8 protein-coding genes are annotated in these 10,278 nt (G+C 66.5%); 3 read left to right on the forward strand and 5 right to left on the reverse strand.

Annotated features, from left to right (window positions below):
• Positions 1–215 precede the first annotated feature (215 nt).
• A complete protein-coding gene (locus AC07YS_RS10620; protein ID WP_390342414.1) occupies positions 216–2,018 on the forward strand; it encodes a DEAD/DEAH box helicase in 1,803 nt (600 codons plus the stop codon).
• Positions 2,019–2,132: 114 nt separating this feature from the next.
• Complete coding sequence (locus AC07YS_RS10625; protein WP_495268397.1) at positions 2,133–3,185, forward strand: endonuclease/exonuclease/phosphatase family protein; 1,053 nt, start codon at positions 2,133–2,135, stop codon at positions 3,183–3,185.
• An 11-nt stretch (positions 3,186–3,196) separates the two neighbouring features.
• On the opposite strand, the gene AC07YS_RS10630 is transcribed toward AC07YS_RS10625, so the two are convergent.
• The 5 genes from AC07YS_RS10630 to AC07YS_RS10650 all read right to left on the reverse strand — a co-directional run bounded on the left by AC07YS_RS10630 (position 3,197) and on the right by AC07YS_RS10650 (position 8,208).
• Positions 3,197–4,396: a mandelate racemase/muconate lactonizing enzyme family protein gene (locus AC07YS_RS10630; protein ID WP_495268398.1), complete on the reverse strand. Its 1,200-nt coding sequence runs from the start codon at positions 4,394–4,396 to the stop codon at positions 3,197–3,199.
• Between the two features lie 86 nt (positions 4,397–4,482).
• Positions 4,483–5,493 carry a TRAP transporter substrate-binding protein gene (locus AC07YS_RS10635; RefSeq protein WP_062476013.1) on the reverse strand — a complete coding sequence of 337 codons (1,011 nt, stop codon included), beginning with the start codon at positions 5,491–5,493 and terminating at the stop codon, positions 4,483–4,485.
• Between the two features lie 61 nt (positions 5,494–5,554).
• Positions 5,555–6,856, reverse strand: a complete 1,302-nt coding sequence (locus tag AC07YS_RS10640; protein WP_062476015.1) for a TRAP transporter large permease — start codon at positions 6,854–6,856, stop codon at positions 5,555–5,557.
• Positions 6,853–7,404 carry a TRAP transporter small permease gene (locus AC07YS_RS10645; protein WP_223301408.1) on the reverse strand — a complete coding sequence of 184 codons (552 nt, stop codon included), beginning with the start codon at positions 7,402–7,404 and terminating at the stop codon, positions 6,853–6,855. The genes AC07YS_RS10640 and AC07YS_RS10645 overlap by 4 nt, the downstream gene beginning before the upstream one ends.
• A gap of 54 nt (positions 7,405–7,458) precedes the next feature.
• Complete coding sequence (locus AC07YS_RS10650; protein ID WP_062476018.1) at positions 7,459–8,208, reverse strand: FadR/GntR family transcriptional regulator; 750 nt, start codon at positions 8,206–8,208, stop codon at positions 7,459–7,461.
• A gap of 214 nt (positions 8,209–8,422) precedes the next feature.
• Here AC07YS_RS10650 and AC07YS_RS10655 point away from each other — a divergent pair, with 214 nt between their 5' ends.
• On the forward strand, positions 8,423–10,162 hold the full coding sequence (locus tag AC07YS_RS10655) for an IlvD/Edd family dehydratase (RefSeq protein WP_495268399.1): 1,740 nt from the start codon (positions 8,423–8,425) through the stop codon (positions 10,160–10,162).
• The last annotated feature ends 116 nt before the right edge of the window (positions 10,163–10,278 follow it).

Raw genomic sequence — 10,278 nt, forward strand, 5'->3', positions numbered from 1 at the left:
CATGATTATCGACTCATGCGACAATAGTCCTCGTTGCCGGGTCCAGTTGCCCGCAAACCGGCTCTCTGCCGGGGACGAAGAAAACCCCAAATCACCGCGGGTCTTCCGGCTCCCACCCCTGACCTTCATCTGCCTTGACTGGCTCGGCGTCACCCCAAAACGACGCTTGGCGGGCCGATGCCACTGCGCCGTGTATGGCGCTTGTTGTTTCCACAATGAATTTTGACGAACTGAAGCTGGCTCCCGCCATCTTGAAGGCTGTGCACGAGCACGGCTACGACACCCCCACCCCCATCCAGGCGCAAGCCATTCCCGTGGTCCTCGACGGCCACGACCTGCTGGGCGGCGCCCAGACCGGCACCGGCAAGACCGCGGCCTTCACCCTGCCGATGCTGCACAAGCTCACCATGAGCCGCAGCGCCACCAACAAGTTCGGCGGCATCGGCATCCGTGCCCTCGTGCTGACCCCCACGCGCGAACTCGCGGCCCAGGTCGAAGAGTCGGTGCGCACCTACGGCAAGTACCTGCAACTCGACTCCACCGTGATCTTCGGCGGCGTGGGCATGAACCCGCAGATCAGCAAGCTCAAGAAGGGCGTCGACATCCTCGTGGCCACCCCCGGCCGCCTGCTCGACCTGCAGCAGCAGGGCATGCTCGACCTGAGCCAGGTCCAGATGCTGATCCTGGACGAAGCCGACCGCATGCTGGACATGGGCTTCATCCACGACGTGAAGAAGATCCTGGCCCTGGTGCCCAAGGAAAAGCAGAGCCTGCTGTTCTCGGCCACCTTCAGCGACGAGATCCGCGACCTCGCCGGCTCGCTGCTCAAGAACCCGCAGAGCATCCAGGTCACGCCGCGCAACACCACGGTGCAGCGCATCACGCAGGTGATCCACCCCGTGGGCCGCGGCAAGAAGAAGGCGCTGCTCGCGCACATCATCAACGAGAACAAGTGGAGCCAGGTGCTCGTGTTCACGCGCACCAAGTTCGGCGCCAACAGCGTGGCCGAGTTCCTCACCAAGAACGGCATCGAGGCGATGGCGCTGCACGGCAACAAGAGCCAGAGCGCGCGCACCCAAGCGCTGGCCGGCTTCAAGAGCGGTGACATCCGCGCCCTGGTGGCCACCGACATCGCCGCCCGCGGCATCGACATCGACGAGCTGCCGCACGTCGTGAACTACGAGATCCCGAACGTCAGCGAAGACTACGTGCACCGCATCGGCCGCACCGGCCGCGCCGGTTCGAGCGGCGAGGCCGTGAGCTTCGTGTGCCTGGACGAAGAAGGCTTCATGCAGGAAATCGAACGCTTCACGAAGCAGACGATCCCGGTGCAGAAGGTCGAGGGCTTCGGTCCTGAAGAAGGCGAACGCGCCGAGCCGATCGCCATGGGTCGCCAGACGATCTGGGGCGGCGCCGGCCGTCCGCCGAGCCGCGAAGTCATGCAGGCAGCCGCCAAGGCCGCCCGCACCGAAATGATGTCGCGCATCCGCGAGAACAAGGCCGGCCAGGGTGGCGGCAACGGCGGTGGTGGCGGCGGCAATGGCGGCGGTCAACGCCGCGGTGGCGGCCAAGGCGGCGGCGGTCAAGGCCGCAATGCCAACGGTGGCGGCCAAGGCCAGGGCCAGGGCCCGCGCGGCCAGGGCGCAGCCCGTCCCGCACAGGGCCGCGGCCCGCAGCAAGGCCAGCCGCGCGCGCCGCAGCAGCCGCATCACCACGCACCGCACGAAGAGCGCCAGCCGCGCCATCACGGCAACAGCCACAGCCCGACGCAGGCCAACCAGGTCGCGCACCTGCGTGCCGAAGCCGTCGCAGGCGGCGGCGCCGGCCAGCCGGACCCGTTGCGCACAAGCGTCGACCACATGGGTGGTCGCGGTCGCGGCGGTCGCCCGGGCGGCGGTGGCGGCTACGGCGGCAACCGGTCGGGTGGCGGTGGCCGCTCGGGTGGTGGCGGTGGCTACGGCGGCGGCGGTGGCAACCGTTCCGGCGGTGGCGGCGGCGGTCGTTCGTTCGGTCGCTAAAACGCGCACACGCGTCGATTCCACAAAGGGCACTTCGGTGCCCTTTTTCGTTTCTGCCGGTGCGGCCGGCGCGGCAGGGTCGTTTGCACCGTCTCAGGACACAATGTGCGGGCCATGCCCTCCTACATCCCGCCCAACTACGCCACGCTCTTCGTCGCGACCTGCAACCTGCTCAATCTCGCGAACCCCAACCGCGTGTACTACGAGAACCAGGACGCCTACAACGAGCGCGAATACGAACGCAAGATCGACTGGATCGGCGAGCGCATCCACGCGCTCAACGCCGACGTGCTCGCGGTGCAGGAGGTGTGGGACGAGGCCGCGCTGAAGGCCGCCATCGGCCGCAGCGGGCTGCGCTACGACTTCGTCTCGGTGCCGGGCGCCGAGAACTCGCCGCCGCCCGGCAGCCCGCCGGGCACGCCCGGGCGGCCGGGCGCACAGGGCACGCCGCGCGTCGGCATCGTCACGCGGCTGCAGGTGGACAGCGTGCAGTCCTTCGTCGACTTCCCCGCGGGCTTCGGTGTCGAGGTGCCGGGCATCGGCCCACACACGCGCTTCGAGCGCCCGCCCCTGCTGGCCACCGTGCGCATGAAGCACGGTCAGCAGGTGCATGTGCTGACGGTGCACCTGAAGTCCAAGCGCCCCAAGTTCCTGCAGGACGCGCAGGGCAACCACCTGGAAGACCGCGACGACCGCAAGATCGGCGCGATGGCCTCGCTGCGCTCCTTGCTGATGCGCGGTGCCGAGGCCGCGGCCCTGCGTTGCATCGTGATCGACCTGCTGCAGGGCACCAACGTGCCGCTGGTGGTGATGGGCGACTTCAACGACAACCCGCACAGCGTGACCACGCAGCTGGTGGCCGCCACCTCCGAGGTGGCCTACGACAAGGCCGCGCGCGACGTGGCGCTGTTCAACGCCTACGAGATGCAGGGCGAGTCGGCGCTGAAGAAGGACGTGGCCTATTCGCACGTCCACCAGGGCTTTCCGGATGTGCTCGACCAGATCCTGGTGAGCGAGGAGTTCGTCGCCAGCAGCCGCCACAGCCTGGGCGACGTGCGCCGCGTCGACTACTTCAACGACCACCTGCACGAAGGCCGCGACCGCTCGCGCTCGGACCACGGCTTCGTGCGCGCCCTGCTGCGGCTGCGCACCGACGACAACCGCTGATAGCGACGCCCCTACGCCGCCTTCGACACCCGCACGATCGCGTCGGCGCGCTTGTGCAGGTCGGGCAGCAGCTCCAGGCCGAGGCCGGGCTTGTCGTTGAGGCTGATCATGCCGTTCTCGACCTTCGGCAGCTCGGTGACGAGTTCCTTGTACCAGCCGGTGAAGAAGGCGCGCACGCTCTCCTGGATCAGCGCATTGGGCGCATGCAGGCTCAGGTGCGTGGACGCGGCCCAGACCACCGGCCCGGTGCAGTCGTGCGGTGCCACGGGCAGTTGCCAGGCGTCGGCCATGGCGGCGATCTTGCGCGCCTCGGTGAGGCCGCCGCACCAGCTCAGGTCGAGCATCGCGACCCCGGCCACGCCGGTCTGCAGGTAGTCCTTGAAGCCCCACTTGTAGCTCAGCGTCTCGCTGGCGCAGACGAGCGCCTGGCAGTCCTTCGCGTACTGCTTGAGCAGGTCGAGGCTGTCCATGCGGATCGCGTCCTCGTGCCAGAAGGTGTCGAACTCCTGCAGCGCGCGCGCGATCTTCTGCGCCATCGGCAGCCGCCACAGGCTGTGGAACTCGACCATGATGTCCATCTTGCCGCCCACCGCCTGGCGGATCTTGCGGAAGGGCTCGAGCGCGGTGTCGAGATCGGCGTTGCTGATGTACTGCCCGTGGCTCTTCTCCGCCGCCGGGTCGAAGGGCCAGATCTTCATGGCCGTGATGCCTTCGGACAGCAGCGACTCGGCCAGCTCGTCGGCATGGTGCAGGAAGCCCTGCAGGTCTTCGTACGGCCCGTTGTTGTTGGTCAGGCCCCAGTTCGAGCTGGTCTGGTTGGTGGCGCTGCGGATGTACTGGTAGCCCGCGCAGGTGTTGTAGATGCGGATCGCATCGCGGCTCTTGCCGCCCAGCGCCGTATGCACCGGCATGTTGGCGGCCTTGCCGAACAGGTCCCACAGCGCGATGTCGACGGCCGAGTTGCCGCGCGTTTCCACGCCCGATCCGCGCCAGCCCAGGTAGCCCGTGATGTCGCGGTTGCGCGCCTCGATCTGCAGCGGGTCGGTGCCCAGCAGCTTCAGCGCCGCCCATTCGTGCAGGTAGGCCTCGACCGCTTCGGCGCCCATGAAGGTCTCGCCGAGGCCGACCAGGCCCTCGTCGGTGTGCAGGCGCACCCACAGGATGTTGGGAAACTCGCCGAGGCGGATGGTTTCGAGCTGCGTGATTTTCATGACAAGGATTCCGCAAAAAGAAAAAGCCGCGGCGGCGGGTGCCGCGCGGCTCTTGCACACATTCAGCGCATGGCCGAAAGCCTCGGTCAGCCCCCGCGCGCCTTCTTCAGCGCGTCGGTGACCACGCCCACGGCTTCCGTGCCGATGTTGGGCACGTTCTTGTCGTACACGGGCTTGACCTTCTCCAGCATGCGCTTCTGTTCGGCCGCCGAGACTTCGTTCACCGTCATGGTCTTGCGCAGGCTGGCGAGCGACTTCTCGTTGAGCGCGCGGTTGGCTTCGCGCTGGACCTTCTGGCCTTCCTTCGCGGCCTCGCGCAGCACCGCCTGCTCCTGCGGGTTCAGCTGGTCCCAGAGCTTCTTGCTGTAGAGGATGAGGAAGGGCGTGTAGGCGTGGCGCGTCACGCTCAGGTACTTCTGGACCTCGCTGAACTTGGAGGTCTCGATGGTCACGAAGGGGTTCTCCTGGCCGTCGATGGTGCGGGTCTCCAGCGCGGTGAACACCTCGCCGAAGGCCATGGGCACGGCGTTGGCGCCCAGGGTCTTGAACGAGTCGAGGAAGATGTTGTTCTGCATCACACGCAGCTTCACGCCTTCGAAGTCCTCGGCCTTGGCCACGGGCTTCTTGCTGTTGGTGAGGTTGCGGAAGCCGTTCTCCCAGTAGGCCAGGTTGACGAGGCCGGCGGCTTCGAGCTTCTTGTTGAAGTACTCGCCCGCGGGGCCGTCGAGCACCGCGTCGGCCTCCTTCTCGTTGGCGAACAGGAACGGCAGGTCGAAGGCGCCGAGTTCCTTCACGATGCCCACCAGCGGCGAGCTCGAGGTGCACACCATTTCCTGCGTGCCGGCGCGCAGCGCCTGCGTGGCCGGCAGGTCGCCGCCCGCGGCGCCGCCCCAGAAGGCCGTGATCTTCATCTTGCCGCCGGTCTTGGCCGCCAGCACTTCCTGCATCTTCTTCACGCCCACGCCCACGGGGTGGTCTTCGTTCACGCCGTTGGTGAACTTGATCGTGCGTTCGGCAAATTGCGCGAGGGCGCCGGTCGACGCCAGCAGGCCGCCGGCCACGAGGGCGGCGGTCATCAGGGTTCTGCGAAACAACATGCTTGTCTCCTTCGATTCGAGGGGTTGGTTGAACGAACTGACTGACAGGAAAAAAGAAGAACTAGCGCCCCATCCACCACTGCAGCGGTACGGTCACGAGCTGCGGGAAGAACACCAGCGTGAACAGCACCACCAGGTGGGCGATGAAGAAGGGCATCACGCCCTTGAAGGCATCGTCCATCGAGATGCGCGCCACGCCGCTCACCACGTTGAGCACCGTGCCCACGGGCGGCGTGATCAGGCCGATGGCGTTGTTCATGATGAACAGCACGCCGAAGTACACCGGGTCGATGCCGGCCTTGAGCACCACGGGCATCAGCACCGGCGTGAGGATGAGCACGGTGGGCGTGAAGTCCAGCGCGGTGCCCACGATGACGATCAGCACCATCATCACGAACATCAGCAGCGTCTTGTTGTCCAGGAAGGGCTCGAGCAGCGCCACCACCTCGGTCGGGATGTTGGCCACCGTGATGAGCCAGGCGCTCACCATCGCGGCGGCCACGAGGAACATCACCACCGCGGTGGTCTTGCCCGCCGCGAGCGTGAGGCGGTACAGGTCTTTGACCTTGAGCTCGCCGTAGATGAAGAGGCCCACCACGAGCGAATAGACGGCCGCGACCACGGCCGCTTCGGTCGGCGTGAAGACGCCGAACTTCATGCCGCCGATGATGATGATCGGCAGCGCCAGCGCCAGGCTGCCCTGCGCCGTGACCTTCAGCCGCTCGCCCCAGGGCACGCGCGGCGAGGACTTCACGTTGTCCTTCCGGGCCACGATCCACCAGGCCACGCCCACCGCGAGCCCCATCAGGATGCCGGGCACGATGCCCGCGAGGAACAGCTTGGTGATCGACACGTTGCCCGCCACGCCGAACACGATGAGCCCGATCGACGGCGGGATCACCGGCGCGATGATGCCGCCCGCGGCAATGAGGCCGGCCGAGCGGTTCATCTGGTAGCCGGCGGCCTTCATCATCGGGATGAGGAGCGCAGCCAGCGCGGCCGTGTCGGCCACGGCAGAGCCCGACAGCGAGGCCATGATGATCGCCGCCAGCACCGCCACATAGCCCATGCCGCCGCGGTAATGGCCGACCCAGGCCATCGCCAGGTTCACGATGCGCCGGCTGAGCCCGCCCGCGTTCATGAACTCGCCGGCCAGCAGGAAGAACGGCACCGCGAGCAGCGGGAAGTTGTCGGCACCGTCGACAAAGCGCTGCGCAATGATCTGGCTGTCGAAGGCCGGCAGGCCGCCGGTGTAGGCCAGCCAGCCCATCAGCGAGACGCCGCACACCAGCAACGAATACGAGATCGGAATGCCCAGTGCCATGGCGCCGAGCAGGGAGACGATGAAGATCGTGACAGTCATTGCGCCACCTTCCCGTGTGCGGCGGCGTCGAGCACCTGTTCTTCGGATTCCATGATCTGGATCAGCTCCTGGTCGGGCACCCGGCCCCTGAACAATCGCCAGAGCTTGTCGATGTTGAAGAGGGCCATCACCACCGACACCACGTAGCCGATGCCGTAGACCCAGATCATCGAGATGCCCACCACGGGCGAGATGTTGGTCACCTGCAGCTCGTGCATCTCGTAGGTGCCCATGAAGAAGAGCACGTTGCAGAACAGCATGAGCGACTGGCTCAGGAAGAAGCAGACCTTCTTGCCCATGAGCGGCAGGTGCTTGATGAGCGTGTCGACGCCCAGGTGCGCGCCGTCGCGCATGGCCACCATGGCGCCGATGTAGGTGAGCCAGATGAAGCAGTAGCGCGACATCTCGTCCGACACCGAAATGCCCGAATTGAAACCGTAGCGCAGCACCACGTTGCCGAACACCATGACGACCATCGCCACCATGCACACGACGACGAGGAACTCCAGCAGGCGAAAAAATCCGTCGATAGCCCTTTGCATCAGCATCTGCGTCTCCTGACTTTCCAGTGTTGTTATGGGATGTCTGCGCGGCCGCCGCGTCTAGAGCGGGAAGGCCTTCAGCTGCGTCGCCGGGCGGCTGATGCGCGGAATCTTCTTGCGCGAGGCCAACACCGTCTCGATGTCGTGGCGCGCACCGTCGATGAGCACCAGAACGGCTTTCTCGGCGGCGGCCGGATCGCGTGCGATGACGGCGTCGAGCACCGCGCGGTGCAGCGGCAGCGAACTCGCGGGCCCGTTCTTGCGGGTGGTCGAAATCTCGAAGCTGGTGCGCAGCAGCGCGCCCAGCGCACGGCTCATCTGCACCAGCATGCGGTTGTGGCTGGAGCGGATAAGGCCCTGGTGAAAGCGCAGGTCGGGCGTGATGTAGTCGCCGCCGAATTCGATGGCGCGCTTCATGCCCGCGTAGGCGTCCTCCATGTCGGCGATGTCTTCGGCGGTGGCGCGCTGGGCGGCCAGCGCCACCGCGGCGGGCTCGACCACGCGGCGCAGGTCCTGCAGGTCGCGCAGGAACTCGGCCGACAGGCCCGCCTGCGTCTGCCACACGATGACGTCGGCGTCGAACCAGTTCCACTGGTCGGGCGGCTGCACGCGCGTGCCCACCTTCGGGCCGCTGGTCACCAGGCCCTTGGCGATCAGCGACTTGATCGATTCGCGCACCACGGTCCGGCTCACGCCGAGCTCTTCGCACAAGAGCGGCTCCGGCGGAATCGACGCACCGGGCGCATAGCGGCCCGCGACGATGTCGCTGCCGATGCGGTCGACCGTGTTGCCGTGAACGTTCTTGATCATGCCTGCCTGTGGGTGTGTGGTTCTGGTGGTGTCCGGTGCCTGTTTGCCTGCCCGTATCGGGGCCGGATTCAGGCGGATTTGCCTGTGCCGGCCACTCGAAAACCCTGAATGCGCGACAGCTCGTCACGCTTATCATATGATGATTGAAACCGGCGTCCCGCAGGAAAAACCCTGAGGATTTCCGCGAAGCATCAACGACGAAGAGACACATCCCATGAGCAACGCCCCGAAGAAAAAGCCCGCCAGCGAACTGCGCAGCCAGCAGTGGTTCGGACGCCATGACCGCGACGGTTTCATCTACCGCAGCTGGATGAAGGGCAAGGGCGTGCCGCACGACCAGTTCGACGGTCGCCCGGTCATCGGCATCTGCAACACCTTCAGCGAACTCACGCCTTGCAACTCGCACTTCCGCACGCTCGCCGAGCAGGTGAAGATCGGCGTGTACGAGGCCGGTGGCTTCCCGCTCGAGTTCCCGGTGATGTCGCTGGGCGAGACGCTGCTGCGCCCCACCGCCATGCTGTACCGCAACCTCGCGAGCATGGACGTCGAGGAAAGCATTCGCGGCAACCCGCTCGACGGCGTGGTGCTGCTCATGGGCTGCGACAAGACCACGCCCGCGCTGATGATGGGCGCGGCCAGCGTCGACCTGCCGACCATCGGCGTCTCGGGCGGCCCGATGCTCTCAGGCAAATGGCGAGGCCAGGAACTGGGCTCGGGCACCGGCGTGTGGCAGATGAGCGAGCAGGTGCGTGCCGGCACGCTCAAGCTGCAGGACTTCTTCGAGGCCGAGAGCTGCATGCACCGCAGCCACGGCCACTGCATGACGATGGGCACGGCCAGCACCATGGCCAGCATGGTCGAGTCGCTGGGCATCGGCCTGCCGGGCAACGCGGCCTACCCTGCCGTCGATGGCCGCCGCAACGTGCTCGCGCGGCAGGCGGGCCGGCGCATCGTCGACATGGTGCATGAAGACCTGAACATGTCGAAGATCCTCACGCGCCAGGCGATCGAGAACGCGATCAAGGTCAACGCGGCCATCGGCGGCTCGACCAACTTCGTGATCCACCTGCTGGCTATTGCGGGCCGCATGGGCGTCGAGCTCACGCTCGACGACTTCGACCGCCTCGCCGCCGACCTGCCCTGCCTCGTGAACCTGCAGCCGTCAGGCCAGTTCCTGATGGAAGACTTCTGCTACGCGGGCGGCCTGCCCGTGGTCATCAAGGAAATCGCAAACCACCTGCACAAGGACATCCTCACCGTCACCGGCCAGAGCGTGTGGGAGAACGTGAAGGACGCCGAGAACTACAACCCGCAGGTCATCCGCACCCAGGCCGAGCCCTTCAAGGACAAGGCCGGCATCTGCGTGCTGCGCGGCAACCTCGCGCCCAACGGCGCCATCATCAAGCCCAGTGCCGCCACGCCCGAGCTGCTCGTGCACAAGGGCCGCGCGGTGGTGTTCGAAAGCGCCGACGACCTGCACAAGCGCATCGACGACGAGAACCTGGACATCGACGAGCACTGCATCATGGTGCTCAAGAACTGCGGCCCCAAGGGCTACCCCGGCATGGCCGAGGCGGGCAACATGCCGCTGCCGCCGAAGGTGCTGCGCAAGGGCATCACGGACATGGTCCGCATCAGCGACGCACGCATGAGCGGCACGGCCTACGGCACCGTCGTTCTGCACACCGCGCCCGAGGCGGCTGCAGGTGGCCCGCTGGCGCTGGTGCAGGACGGCGACATCGTCGAGCTCGACGTGCCGAACCGCAAGCTGCACTTGCATGTGAGCGACGAGGAACTGGCGAAGCGCCGTGCGAAGTGGGTCGCGCCCAAGGCACCGCTCGATTCGGGGTACTGGAAGCTGTACGTCGACACGGTGCTGCAGGCTGACCAGGGGGCCGACCTGGACTTTCTGCGTGGTCGCCGTGGGGCTTTTGTGCCGCGAGACAATCACTGATTTGGAGAGATCCAGGGCGCGCTCCCGCCGACGGGGTACCTTGCTCCGCGAATGTCCCCCGCCCTTCGGGCTCCTCCTTGATTTCGCTGCGCAAGGCACCCCATCGACGTGAGCGT

Source organism: Variovorax sp. GW458-11-26-14-LB1 (assembly GCF_059423965.1).

Excerpts from the sequence above, each read along its gene's own strand:
- AC07YS_RS10630 (WP_495268398.1), bottom strand. The coding sequence starts at position 4,396 with ATGAAAATCACGCAGCTCGAAACCATCCGCCTCGGCGAGTTTCCCAAC.
- AC07YS_RS10655 (WP_495268399.1), top strand. The coding sequence starts at position 8,423 with ATGAGCAACGCCCCGAAGAAAAAGCCCGCCAGCGAACTGCGCAGCCAG.
- AC07YS_RS10620 (WP_390342414.1), top strand. The coding sequence starts at position 216 with ATGAATTTTGACGAACTGAAGCTGGCTCCCGCCATCTTGAAGGCTGTG.
- AC07YS_RS10650 (WP_062476018.1), bottom strand. The coding sequence starts at position 8,208 with ATGATCAAGAACGTTCACGGCAACACGGTCGACCGCATCGGCAGCGAC.
- AC07YS_RS10635 (WP_062476013.1), bottom strand. The coding sequence starts at position 5,493 with ATGTTGTTTCGCAGAACCCTGATGACCGCCGCCCTCGTGGCCGGCGGC.
- AC07YS_RS10640 (WP_062476015.1), bottom strand. The coding sequence starts at position 6,856 with ATGACTGTCACGATCTTCATCGTCTCCCTGCTCGGCGCCATGGCACTG.
- AC07YS_RS10645 (WP_223301408.1), bottom strand. The coding sequence starts at position 7,404 with ATGCTGATGCAAAGGGCTATCGACGGATTTTTTCGCCTGCTGGAGTTC.
- AC07YS_RS10625 (WP_495268397.1), top strand. The coding sequence starts at position 2,133 with ATGCCCTCCTACATCCCGCCCAACTACGCCACGCTCTTCGTCGCGACC.